Genomic DNA, 16,294 nt, shown 5'->3' with positions numbered 1-16,294 from the left:
AGTCTTCACTCTTTTCATTCAAATAACGGAGGGTTGCGGCATCAGCGGGTCCGAAGGCGACTTAGCCGATCGCAGCAAGAAGATGGAGATAAAGGTGGTGAAGAACACCAGCAGGCCCATAATCAAATAGGACCGGGCAAAGCCGTATATCTCGTAGCTATAGCCCGCCAGCGGCGACAGCACGGTAGCAATAACCGAGCTGGTGCAGGCAAAGCCCACCAGATACAGCGTCGATGAGAGGCGTTTATCAAAGTTTAAGCTGTTGTATTTAAAGATAGATACCAGCAGAACCGGCAGCTCGACCGCATGCAGCAGCTTGGTTATCGAGATTAGCAGCGGCCCCTCCACCAGCCCGGAGGCCACCATCCGCAGCGCCATCACCATACCGGCGAAAATCAGGCCATTTTTCGCGCCAATGCGGTTAACCAGCCAGGGCGCGCAGAACATCCCCGCCGCCTCAAGAAACACCTGGAAAGAGTTCAGGTAGCCGTACATGGCGTTGCCCTCCTGCAGGGTGGCGAACTGCGAGGAGAAGTAGACCGGGAACTGCTGGTCGTAGACGCCGTAAATACAGGTGCCGACGACGAAAAACACCAGCGCCCAGAAGCGGCGCAGGGTGAGCAGACGCAGCGCGTCCTCCAGCGTCACCTTGCCGCCCGCCACCGCTTCCTCCATCGCCTGCGGCGCAGAGGAGACCCGCAGCCGCGCCAGCAGGACGAAGAATACCAGGCCGGAGCAGCTGGCGACGGCAAAGTTCAGCTTCGGGTTGATGTTAAACAGCAGGCCGGCAAAAAAGGTCGCCACCGCCCAGCCCAGCGATCCCCACATCCGCGCTTTGCCGAACTCAAACTGGCTCTGGCGCGCCACGCGCTCGGTGTAGGACTCCAGCACGCCGATACCGCCGTTGAAGGTCAGGCCGATGTAGATCCCGCCAAAAATACTGCCGAGAAAAATGTTAATGCCCAGCAGGTAGCCAAACAGCAGATAGGCCGGCCCGGAGAGGATCAGCAGCGCGGTGATATACCAGAGCAGGTTTTTACGCAGGCCGAGCTTATCCTGAATAAAGCCGTAGCAAATTTGGGCAAACAGCGCTGAGACGGAGAGAACCGCATAGATAATGCCGGTATCCCCCGCTTTCAGACCAACCTCCTGATGTAGCCAGATAGAGAGCAAAGAGCCGGACGAAGACCAGGTTACGAAAAAGAAAAACAGTAAGGCGCTGAGTATCGGATAGCTGTGAGAGTGATGTGCTTTCATCATGACGTTCTCTGTTGGAGTAATGCGTCAATGGTAACGTTAACAAAACCCAAAACTCATGCCCTTTCGCTGAGATACATGATGTTAATCACATAAGTTAACGTTAACATAACAGAGATGCGATCGCGATCAAATATTCCTCGTCAGCGCGGCCGCACAACCTGCGATAGAATATCGCATGATCCTTTTACATCAGCGACTTAGTTGTATAGCCTGTTGCCTGGCGGCAACGTTGGAGTAGTAAATATGGCATCCTTGAAAGATGTGGCAAAACTGGCAAATGTCTCTCTGATGACGGTTTCCCGCGCGCTGAACAGCCCGGAACGCCTGAAGCCGGAGACTCTGGCTCGCGTCCAGTCCGCCATTGAACAAACCAACTACGTCCCCGATCTCTCCGCCAAGAAAATACGCGGCGCCCACGCGACGCCAAACACCATCGGGGTACTGGCACTGGATACCGTCACCACCCCCTTCTCGGTGGAAATTACGCTCTCAATCGAAGAAACCGCGCGGGCGCACGGCTGGAACAGCTTCGTGGTCAATATGTTTTCCGACGATAGCCCGGAAACCATCGTCGATCTGCTGCTCTCCCACCGGCCGGACGGGATTATCTACACCACGATGGGGCTGCGCCAGGTGCCGCTCCCGGCCAAGCTGCTGACAATCCCCTGCGTGCTGGCCAACTGCGAAAGCCTGCACGACCCGGTGGCCAGCTATATCCCGGACGATGAGCAGGGTCAGTATACGGCGGTGCAGGCCCTGCTGGCGGCGGGCTATCGCCGTCCGCTGTGCCTGCATCTGCCGGCTAAACATCTGGCGACCGTGCGCCGACGTCAGGGGCTGGAGCGCGCCTGCCGGGAAGCGGATCTCGATCCGCATACGCTCGAACACTGCTACATGGAGTATGGCGATGAGCACTACCGCGATATTCCGGCGATGCTGCTGGCAAATATCCGCGAGGGTAAGCCGCAGTTCGATGCGGTGATTTGCGGTAACGATCGTATCGCTTTTATGGTTTATCAGACGCTGCTGGCGCAGGGCCTGCGCATCCCGCAGGACGTGGCGGTGGTGGGTTACGATAATATGGTCGGCATTGGCGATCTGTTTTTACCGCCGCTCTCAACGGTACAGCTTCCGCATTATGAAATAGGGCGCCTGAGCGCCCTGCATATTATTAACGGCGACAGCCATCGGGATACGGTGCGGGTTGCCAGCCCCTGGCTTCCGAGGGACTCGCTGTAATCAGTTGCCAATATCGCGCAGTTTCTTACCGGACATCAGATTGCGCTCGATGTGCTCAAGGGTGACGTTTTTGGTTTCCGGGATCAGCCAGAAGGTCACCCCGATAAAGGCGACGTTCAGCACGGTATACAGCCAGAAGGTGCCGGCGGCGCCGATCGCGTCGAGCAGCGTCAGGAAGGTCGCGCCGATAATCATATTCGACACCCAGTTGGTGGTGGTGGAACAGGTGATGCCGAAGTCGCGGCATTTCAGCGGCTGAATTTCCGAGCACAGGATCCACACCACCGGGGCGGCGCTCATCGCGTAGCCGGCAATACACATCATGGTCATGCCGACGGAAAGCCAGGACAGGCCGCTTGAGGCGGTGCCGTTATCAAACTGCATCAGGCAGTAGCCGAGCACCAGCGTGCCCAGCGCCATCACGCTAAAGCCGATTTTCAGCGCCGGTTTACGCCCGGCTTTATCCACGGTAAACACCGCAATAAAGGTGGCAAACATAAAGGTCAGGCCGACGACGAGGGTCGCCATCATCTGCTGCTCGGTGGTGGTGAAGCCCGCCATTTTAAAAATACGCGGCGCGTAGTACATGATGATATTCATCCCGGTGAATTGCTGCATCGCCTGCAGCAGCATACCGAGGAACACCGCCCGACGGACGTTGCGGTTGATCTTAAACAGCGCCCAGCCGCCCTGCTTGAGCTTCAGGCTTTCGCGAATTTCATTGAGCTCGTCCCGGGCTTTTTCCGAGGTATCGCGCAGCATGCGCAGCACCTCTTCCGCCTCGACGTGCCGCCCCTTCTCCGCCAGCCAGCGCGGGCTGTTGGGCAGGAACACGACCAGAATAATCAGCAGGACCGCAGGCAGCGCCAGCACCCCCAGCATGGCGCGCCAGTTGCCGCTGTAGCTAAATGCCGTATCGGATAAAAACGCCATCACGATACCCAGCGTCACCATCAGCTGGTACATGCTTATCATCTTACCGCGGACATTTTCACTGGCCATTTCAGAGAGATAAAGCGGCGCGGTGTAGGAGGCGATCCCGACGGCAACGCCAAGGAGAACCCTCGCCAGCAGAAGGACCTCCACGTTGCCGGCAAAGGCGGAGCCGATGGAGCCGGCAACAAACAGTATCGCCCCGACCATTAAACTGTATTTACGCCCGAGGCGGAAAGAGAGCCAGCCGTTGAACAACGCGCCGATAGCGGCGCCCAGCATCATGCTGCTCACCACCCACTCCTGCAGGCGGCTGGATAAGGCAAAATGATCGGTAATAAAGGGCAATGCCCCGGCAATTACCCCAATATCGAGGCCAAAAAGGAGCCCGGCCACCGCAGCGGCAATGGAGACAAACTGGTTCATGCGCCGGGTATCGCGCTGCGTACGCGGCATTAACGTAGAGTCATTATTAATTGAGGTCATTTTTCCCTGCCAGAACATAGTAAGACGTGATCAGAAAGTACGGGATCGGCGGGGCAATGTGTCAGGGTGGAGATGCCAAAGATATGGACTAAATAGCTACCATCAATCGTTTTGTGATGGACATTCAACTTTCATAAAGGCGAGACGATTTCTCATCAACATAAAAATTCTTAATATCCATGCGATTCATTGTCACTCTATAACTAATTAATATGGATTTTTTTAGTTTATCGATATGGACGATTAATGTTCACACATAAAAAAACCTGCCGTCTGCGGCAGGTTTTTGTACGGCACAGCGGGAAAAATTAGCGCGCCAGCCAGCCGCCATCAACCGCGACGGTATAGCCATTGATGTAATCAGACGCGCTGGAAGAGAGGAACACCACCGGCCCCATCAAATCGCCCGGCAAACCCCAGCGGCCCGCCGGAATGCGCTCAAGGATTTCGGCACTGCGCTGCTCGTCGGCGCGCAGCTGCTGGGTATTATTCGTCGCCATGTAGCCCGGCGCGATCGCGTTAACGTTGATATTGTGCTTCGCCCACTCGTTCGCCAGCAGCCGGGTCACGCCCATCACGCCGCTTTTCGAGGCGGTGTAGGAGGGAACGCGAATGCCGCCCTGGAAAGAGAGCATGGAAGCGATGTTGATGATTTTGCCGCCGTTGCCCTGGGCAATGAAATGCTTCGCCGCCGCCTGAGACATAAAGAACACGCTCTTGATGTTCAGATCCATCACGTCATCCCAGTCCTTTTCGCTGAACTCGAGGGCATCCTGACGGCGAATCAAGCCGGCGTTGTTGACCAGAATATCGATATGGTCAAATTCAGCGACGGCGCGCTCCAGCAGCTGCGGGATCCCCTCAATCTGGCGCAGATCGGCGGTCAGGCTGAGAAAACGACGGCCCAGCGCGGTAACGCGCTCAATCGTTTCCGTTGGCTCAACAATATTGATACCGACAATATCGCAGCCCGCTTCCGCCAGCCCTACCGCCATGCCCTGGCCCAGCCCGGTGTCACATCCGGTCACAACGGCCACTTTACCCTGGAGAGAGAATGTATCGAGTATCATACCTGGTTCCTTTATCTTTCAGATAGCCCGTACTACACAGGCGAGGTTCTATCGGTTCGACCGGCTGCTTGCGCTGGCCATTATGGTAAGAAGAACTCTCTGGGGCGGCCCCATCATAAAAATAAAACAGAGTTCCGTTTTGCTAGTGGAACCATCTTATCTCCGGGCAAAGCCATTTTCAATTATTATTAAAACATCGTTTCAATTTTTAGGTAAGCAAATGCTAAAAATGCAAAACAGATCACGAAGCGTTGGCCAGACATGAGGGAAAAACGAATTAAATTCATTTAAATACAATGTATTATATAAACTTAGAAAATCGGCATCAGATCGTAAAAAGTCAGCATAAAAACAAAGTCCCCCTCTCTATACCGCTCTCAGCAGCCAAAAAAAGTGCGATCCAGAGCAGGAAGTTATTGCGAACTGCGCTCGCCATCACAAATAATGAAACAATGTTTTGATAAATTGACACCCATCTTTTAAATCAATCTCATCTGGTAAAACGTCCCTTTGGGAAGCGATACCGCAGGAAGGAAAAAGGAGTACATCATGGCTAAAGGCATGCGGGTAAAACTCAACTATGAAGTCAGCCGCGACCCCGATACCGGGGCAGAGGTCACCCGCTTAACCCCACCGGAAGTGACCTGCCATCGTAACTATTTCTATCAGAAATGCTTTTTCAATGACGGTAGCCACCTGCTGTTCGCCGGTGAATTCGACGGACACTGGAACTACTACCTGCTGGATATCGCCGCGGCCGAAGCCGTCCAGCTCACCGAAGGGGCCGGCGACAATACCTTCGGCGGCTTCCTCTCGCCGGACGATACTTCGCTCTATTACGTTAAAAATGACCGCACGCTGCTGGAAGTTAACCTCACTACGCTGCAGGAGCGCGAAGTCTATCGCGTCGCCGATGAGTGGGTTGGCTACGGAACCTGGGTCGCCAACAGCGACTGCAGCAAGCTGGTCGGCATTGAGATCGCCAAAAGCGACTGGACGCCGCTTAACGACTGGCAGACTTTCCACGACTTCTTCCATAAAGGCCCGCACTGCCGCCTGCTGCGCGTCGATTTGCAAAGCGGCGAAAGCCGCACCATCCATGAAGAGAAAAACTGGCTGGGTCATCCTATTTATCGGCCGTTTGATGACCACACCGTCGCCTTCTGCCACGAAGGCCCGCACGATCTCGTTGATGCGCGCATGTGGATGGTGAATGAAGACGGCACCGGCGTACGTAAAGTCAAAGAACATGCGCAAGGCGAAAGCTGCACCCACGAGTTCTGGGTGCCGGACGGCTCCGCGCTGGTGTACGTCTCCTACCTGAAGGGTCAGCAGGGACGAACCATTTACAGCTTTAACCCGGATAGCGGCGTGAACGAAGCGCTGATGCAGATGCCCGCCTGTTCGCATCTGATGAGTAATTTTGACGGCACGCTGCTGGTGGGCGACGGTTCCGGCACCCCGGTGGACGTGAAAGATACCAGCGGCTATACCATCGATAACGACCCCTATCTGTACGTTTTCGACGTGGCGAAACGGGCTTATTTCCGCGTTGCGCGCCACGATACTTCATGGGCGACGATCGCCAACAGCCGCCAGGTGACCCATCCGCACCCCTCCTTTACGCCGGACGACAGCGCGATTTTGTTTAGCTCCGATAAAGACGGTAAACCGGCTATCTATATCGCGAAGATCCCTGAGCAGCGCGAAATGCTGCAGGCATAGCGCGTTGTGACCTGAGTTTGATTGAGTGTTTCTGTCACTGGCCTTGCCCTCCTTTACGGAGGGCTTTTTTTGGCCTGCTGCCGGCCACATTCAGGCCGCCCTCGCGCGTAATAATCAACGGATGACGGCGGCTGATTAACGACAAAACCCCGGCTAACTGCGCCGGGGTAAACGATGAGGCTGTTGTTTATGTCAGAAGGTATACGCCACGCCTACGCGGAAGCGGGTCTGGCGGTCGCTGCGGTCATTGACGCCAACGTTACCCACCTCGCCGTAGGGCGCCCAGTTTTTATCCAGCTTATAGGCCAGCTTAACGTTATATTCCTGGGAGTAGGGTTTATTGTCGTTACGATTTACGCCTTCGCTACTGCGGGCATAAACGTAGTTCAGCTCGGTACGCCAGTCGCCCATCACGAAGCCAGCCCACGCATCGCCGCGGTTAACTTTATCATCCTCTTTGCCCGCGTTTGCCGGATAGCGGGTGTAGTCATAACGGTAGCGGGCGGCAACGTAGAAACCGTTATCGAAGCTATACTGCACGCGCAAATTCGGCTTATAGATCGAGCGGCTGTCGTTACTTTCAATATTGAAGCCCGGCGTTACGGAGAAATTCTTGTTCGCCTTCCACTGCCAGCTGATGGTTTCTTCATGCCCGTTGCCAACAAAGTCTGAATAAGGCTGATCGGTGTTATCCCCTCCTGATTTCCACTTTGCCTCAACGGAGAAACCAAAACCGTTGGCGAACCGGTGCGACACGGAGACTCGGTCGGCGTTGGTTTTATCGGTTTTACCGCCGTCGATGAATTCATGACGCAAATCCACCGTGACGGCCGAAGCAGCAAAAGACGCGGCGCAGAGAGCAGCAAGGGCCAGAGATCGTGCAAACATAGGGTACCCCTCAAAAGTAAAATTATGTTTCTATTTTATGAAACTGCATTTTATTTTTTAAGGGATGATGTTTTAGTGATCGAGATCGTAATTATTTGTTTCAAAAAACATGGCACATAAAGACGTGACAAAGCTCAACAAATAGGGCCGTTATTCGCCCTTTTTGCTGAGATTTATCGCGGAAATCGTGCCCGGTGGCGAAAAAAAAAGCCCCCTGATAACAGGAGGCTAAGAAGGGGAACGCTTTTTTGGCCGCTACTCTCGTTCCACCGCCAGCGCGACGCCCTGGCCGCCGCCGATGCACAGCGTGGCCAGCCCTTTACGGGCGTCCCGTTTGATCATTTCATGGACCAGAGAAACTAAAATGCGGCAGCCGGAGGCGCCGATAGGGTGGCCGAGGGCAATGGCACCGCCGTTGACGTTGACCCGCCGCTCGTCCCACTCCAGCACCCTGCCCACCGAAATAGCCTGCGCGGCAAACGCCTCGTTGGCTTCAATAAGGTCAACCTCGTCCAGCCGCCAGCCCGCTCTTTCCAGACAGCGGCGGGTCGCATGTACCGGCGCAATACCCATCAGCGCCGGATCGACGCCTACGCTTGCGAACGCGCGGATCCGCGCGAGGATCGGCAGGCCAAGCTCCAGCGCTTTCGCCTCGCTCATCATCATCACCGCCGCCGCGCCATCATTAATCGTGGAGGCATTGCCTGCGGTCACCGAACCCAGGCGGTCGAAGGTCGGCGGCAGACAGGCCAGGCCTTCCGCGCTGGCGTCAACCCGCGGCTGCTCATCGGTATCCACCCGCCGCGGCGCGCCGTTCTGCTCGGTCATCACCGGGACAATCTCGTCGCGAAAGCGCCCGGAGTCGATCGCCCGCCGCGCCTTGTGCTGTGAACTCAGCGCCCAGGCGTCCTGCAGCTCGCGGCTGATGCCGTACTCCCGCGCCAGATTTTCCGCCGTCACGCCCATATGATAATCATTGAACGCATCCCACAGGCCGTCGTGAACCAGGCTATCGATCAGCTGGCTGTTTCCCAGCTGCGCCCCGGTGCGGCTATCGGTTAACACGTGCGGCGCGCGGCTCATATTCTCCTGGCCACCGGCAATCACCACATCCGCCTCGCCACACTGAATGGCCTGCGTGGCGAGATGCAGCGCCTTCAGCCCGGAGCCACAAACGTCGTTAATCGTGATCGCCGAAACGGTATTCGGCAGCCCGCCGCGGATCGCCGACTGGCGCGCAGGGTTCTGCCCGGTGCCGGCGGTTAGAACCTGCCCGAGGATCACTTCATCAATAGCGTGGGGATCGATTCCGGCGCGTTCGACTAAAGCCTTAACCACCAGACTCCCCAGCTCCACCGCCGAGTGGCGGGATAGCGTCCCCTGGAAGCAGCCAATAGGCGTCCGCAGCGCGCCAACGATCACGACATCTTTCATCCTCTACCTCTGCCTGCCTCTGTGCAAAGAAACAACAACATAGTAGAGAATTGTTATCAAAAAATTTCGCAAATGTTTAAAAAAAGTGAGGTGAATCACAAAGATTTGCGGCGATTTTACTGCTCCTGGCGCTGTAAATGCTGGCGTAGCCAGCTCCCCGCGACTCCCGGAGGCGCCCGCTTATTCCATAATAAATCCACGGATATCGCCCGCGGCCAGCCCGCAATGTCGAGCGGCACCAGCGTTCCGACGCCGGCAAACTCCTCAACCAGCGCGCAGGGCAAAATGCACCACCCCAGCCCCTGTACCGTCATGCTGAGCAGCAGCAGATAGTTGGGTGCCGACCACACCTGTCCCTGGGCAGGATCGGCCCGGCTCTCCAGGTAGGTGCTCAGCCGCAGCTCGCGCCAGCTATGCAGCTCATCCCAGACAACCCTCCCCTGCGCCGCCAGCGGGTGCCGGGGCGCCACGTAAATCGCCATCGCGGTTTGTAGCGGCAGGCGCGTACAGCCGATTTCCGGAGGATAGCTATCCCTGGCCTCAATCAGCCCCACCTGCGCCCGCTCCTTTTGCAGCAGGTCGACGACGTCCTCATCCTCGCCGATCAGGCACTCAAATTCGGTGTGCGGAAAACGGCGGTCGAACTGCTCCAGCAGATCTTCAAGGACATCGGGATGCAGCGTATCGGAGAGCACAAAGGTGAGCCGGGCTTCCGTTTCGCCGGACAGAGAAATAGCCAGCTCGTCCAGCCGGTCGCTTGCCGCCAGAATCGCTTTCACATAGCCCAGCACCTGCTCGCCCTGCGGCGTCAGCACCGGCTGGCGAGCTGAACGATCGAACAGCGTCACGCCGAGATCGGCTTCAAGATTGGAGATGGCGGTGCTGACGGTGGACTGGCTTTTACGCAAGCGGCGCGCGGCGGCAGAAAACGATCCGCAGGCAGCGGCTTCGACAAAAGCGGTTAAAGCTTCGGGAGAATAGCGCATGACCTATCTACTTTATCGATGGGAACTATCTTTTGTTTATCATATTTTCCCATAAAATGCGGAGTAATTTCTTATCACCCGTTCAGCCGGCATCGCGATTAAACGGCTGCGAACGACGGCTTTACCCGGAGGTAAAAACCATGCAACAGAGCAACCTGCAGCGTAAGTCGCTGATGGAACGTATTATTCACGCGGTCAGCTTTGAGGGCCTCGCCACGCTGATCCTCGCCCCCACCGCGGCCTGGCTGATGCAGCGTTCGGTGGTCGAAATGGGCGGCCTGAGCGTTCTGCTCGCGACGCTGGCGATGGTCTGGAACCTGATCTATAACGCGGCCTTTGACCGTATCTGGCCGGTTTCCCGCGTCACAAGAAACCTGAAGGTTCGCGCCCTGCACGCCATTGGCTTTGAGAGCGGGTTTATCATCATCGGCGTCACCGCCGTCGCGCTGCTCCTCGGCGTGTCGCTGATGCAGGCATTTATGCTGGAAATCGGCTTTATGCTGTTCTTCCTGCCCTACACCATGCTGTTCAACTGGGCATGGGACACGCTGCGCGTGCGGGTGCTGAAGCGCCGCCGGCAGCGGATCCCCGCGCGTAGCTAAGCGCCGGCGGATCGCCGCGGGAGCTCCCGGCGATCCGCCGTGCTACCCATCGTATAAAACTATCGCCACGACCAAAACATAGATGTGGTAAATTACACTCCTTTTTTTTGGTTTTACGGTTGATAAATTCATACAATGTCTAAAATTTGGTCTAAAGAAGAAACTCTCTGGAGTTTTGCCTTATATGGCACTGCCGTAGGCGCCGGCACTCTGTTTTTGCCGATCCAGCTAGGGTCCGCTGGCGCCGTTGTTCTGCTCATCACCGCGCTGGTCGCGTGGCCGCTGACCTACTGGCCGCACAAGGCGCTGAGTCAATTTATCCTCTCCGCTAAGGTTGCTCCCGGCGTTGGCATCACCGGTGCGGTCAACCACTATTACGGTAAGAAGGTCGGGAATCTGATCACCGGGCTCTACTTCCTCGCCTTTTTCGTGGTGGTCCTGATTTACGCCGTGGCGATCACCAACTCTCTTGCCGAACAGCTGGCACGACATATGCCGATTACCGCCGGCGTCCGCGCGCTGCTCAGCCTCGCCGTCGTCCTGGTGCTGAACCTGATCTTCCTGATGGGTCGTCACATCACGATTAAGGTGATGGGTTTTCTGGTGTTCCCGCTGATTGCCTGCTTCCTGTTCCTGTCTATCTACTTAATCGGCGACTGGCAGCCCGAGCACCTCACCAGCCAGATGCAGCTGAACTCGCATACGTTCCACCAGGTCTGGATCTCAATCCCCGTGATGGTTTTCGCTTTTAGCCATACGCCGATTATTTCAACTTTTGCTATCGACCAGCAGGAGAAATACGGCGAGCTGGCCATGGGTAAATGCAAAAAAATCATGAAAGTGGCCTACACCATCATCTGCGCCAGCGTGCTGTTTTTTGTCGTCAGCTGCCTGCTGGCGATACCGGCCTCTTATATTGAAAGCGCGCGAAATGAAGGCGTCACCATCCTGTCCGCGCTATCGATGATGCCCGGCTCACCGGCCTGGCTGGCGGTCACCGGAATTATCGTTGCGGTCGTGGCGATGTCAAAATCCTTCCTCGGGACCTATTTCGGGGTGATTGAGGGCGCCAGCGAAATCGTGAAAACCTCGCTGGGGCAGATGGGAATTCGCAAAAGCCGCGCCTTTAACCGCGCGATGTCGATCCTGCTGGTCTCGGCGCTGACCTTCGCGGTGTGCTTTATCAATCCCAACGCTATCTCGATGATATATGCCATCAGCGGACCGCTGATCGCCATGATCCTGTTCATCATGCCGACGCTATCGACGTACATCATTCCCGCCCTCAAGCCGTACCGATCGCTGGGTAATTTCATCACCCTGGTCGTCGGCCTGCTGTGCGTTTCGGTGATGTTCTTCAGCTAATTCTCCCCCCGCGGCGACGGCCACTGCCGTTGCCGCACGTTCTGCTAATATTCCCGCCGCTAGAAACCTCCTGACCGGTTTACACTTAGGACTTGCACATTATCAGGGGGAGTTTCCATGTCCAACGTACAGCTATCCGGAACCGGTACTTTAGGCGACCGTCAGGTTTATCGTCTGGGATACGGGGCAATGCAGCTGGCAGGCCCGGGCGTATTCGGCCCGCCGGAAGATCCTGACAACGCGATTCGCGTACTGCAGGCGGCGGTGGCCGCGGGGGTCAACCATATTGATACCTCCGATTTTTACGGTCCGCATATCACCAACCAATTGATCCGCAAGGCGCTGCATCCCTACCCTGACGATCTGTGTATCGTGACGAAAGTCAGCGCCCGCCGCGATGAAAAAGGTAACTGGCTCCCGGCCATGTCGCCGGCGGAATTGACCCAGGCGGTCGAGGATAATCTGCGAAACCTCAATCTCGATGTGCTGGAGGTTGTGAACCTGCGCAGTATGCTGGGTACCCACGGCCCGGCGGAAGGGTCGCTGGAAGGCCCGCTGACGACGCTGCTTGAGCTGAAAGAGCGAGGGTTAATCCGCCATATTGGGCTCAGCAACGTCACGGCCAAACAGGTCGCTGACGCGCAAAAGCTGACGCCAGTTGCCTGCGTTCAGAATCAATATAACGTCGCGAATCGCCTGGACGATGGGCTTATCGACGCGCTCGCCGCACAGAATATTGCCTACGTTCCCTTCTTCCCGCTGGGGGGTTTTACTCCGCTTCAGGCACAGGAGCTGAACGATATCGCCGCCGCGCTTGAGGCGACGCCAATGCAGGTCGCCCTCGCCTGGCTGCTGCAGCGTTCAGCCAATATTTTGCCGATCCCCGGCACCTCATCGCTCCAGCATCTCGAAGAAAACCTGGCCGCCGCCACCTTAACCCTGCCCGCCGATGCGCTCAGCATATTAGATAACCTCAAAGTCTGAGCCACTCCCCTGCCCATGGCATTTCTAAGCCCATGGCGACAGGGGTATTCTGTCGCTAATATTTGCCTGGAATTAACTCAACGCTGCTGGCACTATAGATCCTACAAATGGGTATTTGCCCCAGCCGTCCTTTCGCAAGTAACCCTATACATAGCATCATTTTATACTATTTCGACCGGCCTCCTTATTGGAGGCCGCGGTCGTTTGTATCTATCCTAATTTTTTGAACTCTTGATTACAGGAAAAACAACCGCTGATTCGACGTTTATACAAATCAATTTAGCTGCAAAGATAGCTAATAACATCAAATGCTCATTAAAACATCTGATTAACACAATCAGAATGTTGTCATTGCTATAAAAAAAAATCCACACACACAATATAAAATTAACAAGGACTTCACATGACAGAGGGAACAATAAAGACCAGTAAGTATGAGATCATTGCTATTTTCAGGGAGGAACTCAGAAAACAGTCTGAGATAGAAATTTTCTATAATAACAAAAACTTCATTACACAACTGGCGCGTGTAGATTTTTCAGAATTCCACATCGTCACCAACAGTAAAATCCCTCCGGGACATAAATTCAAATTTGTTCTGCATAGCGATTCAGGGAAGATAGAGTTCTGTTCAACCCTGAAGAAACATTCAGGGAGTGGTACGGCTAAAAGCAATAAAGTCTCATTTACCCTACCTGAATGTATCCAGGTGGTTCAAAGACGGCGGGACCCGCGATTTCGCTTACAGCATAAGCATGATTTTTTTTGTCATGGCCGCCATAAAAATGGGGAGAACTACACGTTTGAAATTAAAGATATTTCAGATGGCGGCTGTGCGCTGATGGCCAAAAATCCCAACCTCAAGTTTCTCACCCACAATTCAATCCTCAAAAATTCGATTCTTTCCGTCGCCGAATATGGAGAAATCACCGTCGACCTGGTGGTCAAAAATGTCGTGATGGTGACCCTCGATGAGGATGATGAAAAGGGGGAAAGCTATCATCAGGTTTCCTGTCAGTTTAAGTTTCGACATCACGATGATAAGAGAAAGATAGAGAAAATCTTGCTTGATTTGATTCTGGAAGCCAAGAGAAAAAAGAGAGTTTAAGCCCTTGGACAGTATATTGCTATACACCGATGATAACCTCATTGGTCAATCAATACATCGTTACATGATTGATAACGATAAAAACATTACCGCCTTAAGTTATCAGAACATCATGCGGGGCGCCGCCGTCCCCCAGGCTAAAATCATTATTTTCAACGTTATTCATAAGGATATTTCTGCTGCTGACACGGTGCATTTACTTAACAAACTGCGCTTCTGCCTGGCGCGCTGCGTGCGGCTGGTGCTGATCGTCAGAAGCGATATCGCCGGACTGTGTCGGGAGCTGATTTTTTTGGAAAACTTGATAATTTTAACTGAAAAATCATCACTTAACGATTTTTCAGACATAACAAACATGCCGACTTCCGCCGTGGATTACCGGTTTCTGTTAACCCAAAAAAAGCTCTCGGTGAGAGAGGTTCAGGTGCTGGAACTGATTATGGCCAGCTATAACAACAAGCGTATCGCCGCGGTTCTCAACATTGACCATAAAACGGTACACAGCCATCGAATTCACATCATGAAAAAACTCGGCATGGGCAGTTCCCGGGTTATGAATACAAAAATAGTCCACATGCATCAGTGTTAGACGTTTTTTTCGACCCGGCCTGAAAACAAAAGCAAGTGACCAATCAAAATACTGTCATCAATTGGTCACTTGCTTTTAATAAAAATTCACATCGGCATAAAGGTCACTTATAATATTTTCACCCTGCAGCCTACGCTTGCTAAATTTCCGACACGAGAAAATGAACGCTAATATATTTTCAGACCATAACTTATCACGTGGCGATATCTCTGTTCGTTATGTTTTTCAGAAAATGTTCTCACCGCAGGACACACTGGTTGCCGTGGAATGCCTGAGCCGCTTCGATCATATTCCCGTGGCGCCTGAGTATTTCTTCCGCCACGCCAATAAAGCGCTCCGTGAAAGTATTTTCATGGAGCAGCTGGCGCTGATTGAGAAGCATAAAGCGTGGTTTATTAAGAATAATATTTCTGCCACCATCAACGTGGACGACCATATCCTCAGCATTTTACGCCAGCCGCAGATCGAAGAGTATATCCAGCGCCTGGGCTGCGTACATTTTGAAGTGACGGAAAATTCTAATAACCTGCTTAATAATGCACTTAGCGCCTGGCAAAGTACGCAAACCACCACCCTCTGGCTGGATGATTTCGGCGCCGGCAATGCGGGCATTAACGCCATTCGGGGATATCATTTCGATTATGTAAAAATCGACAAAGACTTTTTCTGGCATTTAATGCAAAAAGAGTCCGGTCGACCGCTAATGGATGCGCTGGTTACCTTCCTGTCCCATAATAACCACAACGTTATTATTGAAGGGGTCGAAAGCGAGGCGCATAAAAAGTGGCTACAGGGAATGTCGTGGTTTGCGATCCAGGGCCACTACTGGAAAGAGGTCAGCATTGAAGAGCTGGTCGAAGAAGATAAAGTGATTTAAAAAATGCCGGGCTCGCCGGCATTTTTTTCGTTCGGATAATGTAAACGATCCGCCGCAACGCGCGTTTTTGAGCCTGCTGACATAGGCTCTTAATTATAAACCAGCTCCCAGGTTGCCCAGCTGGTCATCGGACCGGAGGTGGCTTTTTCCGGCGCCGGGGAAACGTACCCGATATAATAGGTAAATACGCCGCCATCGACCGCTTTTTCTTTAATCTGTACCCGATTTTGCAGCGGATCGGCCGGCACAATTTTATTGCTCTTATCCAGCGTATTATTGTCATTGGTCGACAGCGCCAGATAAATGTTACGCGCGCCGTCCGGCAGGGTGTTCGCCAGATAGCCCGCATTTTCATTGTCGACGGTGTTCACCATAAACCCGTCGATCCAGCGAACGTTCACCGACCGGACTTCGCTTTGATCCGCCGCACCGCCATCGTGACGCAGCTGGCAATTCGACAGTTCGAGGGTAAAAGGCTGCGCTTTCATAAAGGCCCCGGCCCCGCGATCGTGCACTTCCGCCAGGCTTACCGGCGCCAGCCAGACGCTGCCGCTGCCGGCATTATGGCCACCGTTAAGCGCCACGCTGCAGGAGATATCGGTGACCCGGCCGACAAAATCCACCCGCCCGTCATCATAGTTGGTCATAAAACCCGAAGCGGAAGAAGCGACAAGCAGGCCGCTCATCGCCATCAGGCCGACAAGTCGTTTGCCGTTTTTCTTATATCCATTTTCCTTCATACCCGCCT

The 16,294-nt window shown here is 54.3% G+C and carries 15 protein-coding genes; 8 read left to right on the top strand and 7 right to left on the bottom strand.

Annotation, left to right across the window (positions count from 1 at the left end):
• Positions 1–18 precede the first annotated feature (18 nt).
• Positions 19–1,260, bottom strand: coding sequence for an MFS transporter (locus QFI97_RS06090; protein ID WP_331833588.1), 1,242 nt, complete (start codon positions 1,258–1,260; stop codon positions 19–21).
• A gap of 243 nt (positions 1,261–1,503) precedes the next feature.
• Between QFI97_RS06090 and QFI97_RS06085 the strand changes: the two genes are divergently transcribed.
• Positions 1,504–2,499, top strand: a complete 996-nt coding sequence (locus tag QFI97_RS06085; RefSeq protein ID WP_346430728.1) for a LacI family DNA-binding transcriptional regulator — start codon at positions 1,504–1,506, stop codon at positions 2,497–2,499.
• Here QFI97_RS06085 and araE read toward each other — a convergent pair whose 3' ends face one another.
• The gene (gene araE, locus QFI97_RS06080) at positions 2,500–3,918 is read right to left on the bottom strand and encodes an arabinose-proton symporter AraE (RefSeq protein ID WP_095098944.1); all 1,419 of its coding nucleotides are present in this window, start codon (positions 3,916–3,918) and stop codon (positions 2,500–2,502) included. It abuts the gene before it with no gap.
• Positions 3,919–4,226: 308 nt separating this feature from the next.
• Positions 4,227–4,988: a 2-dehydro-3-deoxy-D-gluconate 5-dehydrogenase KduD gene (kduD, locus tag QFI97_RS06075; RefSeq protein WP_095098946.1), complete on the bottom strand. Its 762-nt coding sequence runs from the start codon at positions 4,986–4,988 to the stop codon at positions 4,227–4,229.
• A 549-nt stretch (positions 4,989–5,537) separates the two neighbouring features.
• Here kduD and QFI97_RS06070 point away from each other — a divergent pair.
• Positions 5,538–6,713 (top strand): oligogalacturonate lyase family protein, encoded by a 1,176-nt coding sequence (locus QFI97_RS06070; protein ID WP_095098949.1) that lies wholly within the window; start codon positions 5,538–5,540, stop codon positions 6,711–6,713.
• A 192-nt stretch (positions 6,714–6,905) separates the two neighbouring features.
• Here the strand turns inward: QFI97_RS06070 and QFI97_RS06065 are convergent, their stop codons facing one another.
• From QFI97_RS06065 to QFI97_RS06055, 3 genes are all read right to left on the bottom strand, one after another.
• A complete protein-coding gene (locus tag QFI97_RS06065; RefSeq protein ID WP_095098952.1) occupies positions 6,906–7,601 on the bottom strand; it encodes a porin in 696 nt (231 codons plus the stop codon).
• A 255-nt stretch (positions 7,602–7,856) separates the two neighbouring features.
• Complete coding sequence (locus tag QFI97_RS06060; RefSeq protein WP_331833587.1) at positions 7,857–9,035, bottom strand: acetyl-CoA C-acetyltransferase; 1,179 nt, start codon at positions 9,033–9,035, stop codon at positions 7,857–7,859.
• Positions 9,036–9,151: 116 nt separating this feature from the next.
• Positions 9,152–10,021 carry a LysR family transcriptional regulator gene (locus QFI97_RS06055; RefSeq protein WP_095098958.1) on the bottom strand — a complete coding sequence of 290 codons (870 nt, stop codon included), beginning with the start codon at positions 10,019–10,021 and terminating at the stop codon, positions 9,152–9,154.
• A gap of 140 nt (positions 10,022–10,161) precedes the next feature.
• Here QFI97_RS06055 and QFI97_RS06050 point away from each other — a divergent pair, with 140 nt between their 5' ends.
• The 6 genes from QFI97_RS06050 (at position 10,162) to mrkJ (ending at position 15,546) form a co-directional block, all read left to right on the top strand.
• Positions 10,162–10,623 carry a multidrug/biocide efflux PACE transporter gene (locus QFI97_RS06050; RefSeq protein WP_095098961.1) on the top strand — a complete coding sequence of 154 codons (462 nt, stop codon included), beginning with the start codon at positions 10,162–10,164 and terminating at the stop codon, positions 10,621–10,623.
• A gap of 135 nt (positions 10,624–10,758) precedes the next feature.
• Positions 10,759–11,988, top strand: a complete 1,230-nt coding sequence (locus tag QFI97_RS06045; RefSeq protein ID WP_095098964.1) for an amino acid permease — start codon at positions 10,759–10,761, stop codon at positions 11,986–11,988.
• A gap of 117 nt (positions 11,989–12,105) precedes the next feature.
• Positions 12,106–12,972, top strand: coding sequence for an aldo/keto reductase family oxidoreductase (locus tag QFI97_RS06040; RefSeq protein ID WP_346430727.1), 867 nt, complete (start codon positions 12,106–12,108; stop codon positions 12,970–12,972).
• Between the two features lie 403 nt (positions 12,973–13,375).
• A complete protein-coding gene (locus QFI97_RS06035; protein ID WP_095098970.1) occupies positions 13,376–14,080 on the top strand; it encodes a flagellar brake protein in 705 nt (234 codons plus the stop codon).
• A 4-nt stretch (positions 14,081–14,084) separates the two neighbouring features.
• The gene (locus QFI97_RS06030) at positions 14,085–14,669 is read left to right on the top strand and encodes a helix-turn-helix domain-containing protein (RefSeq protein WP_189339847.1); all 585 of its coding nucleotides are present in this window, start codon (positions 14,085–14,087) and stop codon (positions 14,667–14,669) included.
• Between the two features lie 160 nt (positions 14,670–14,829).
• Entirely contained in the window at positions 14,830–15,546 is a 717-nt protein-coding gene (mrkJ, locus tag QFI97_RS06025; protein ID WP_095098975.1) for a cyclic-di-GMP phosphodiesterase MrkJ, read from the top strand.
• Positions 15,547–15,635: 89 nt separating this feature from the next.
• Here the strand turns inward: mrkJ and QFI97_RS06020 are convergent, their stop codons facing one another.
• The gene (locus QFI97_RS06020; protein ID WP_346430860.1) at positions 15,636–16,238 is read right to left on the bottom strand and encodes a fimbrial protein; all 603 of its coding nucleotides are present in this window, start codon (positions 16,236–16,238) and stop codon (positions 15,636–15,638) included.
• Between the last annotated feature and the right edge of the window lie 56 nt (positions 16,239–16,294).

This window comes from Klebsiella scottii, assembly GCF_036561945.1.
GTDB classification, from domain to species: domain Bacteria; phylum Pseudomonadota; class Gammaproteobacteria; order Enterobacterales; family Enterobacteriaceae; genus Klebsiella; species Klebsiella scottii.
This window is presented reverse-complemented; position numbering and strand designations above follow the sequence as displayed.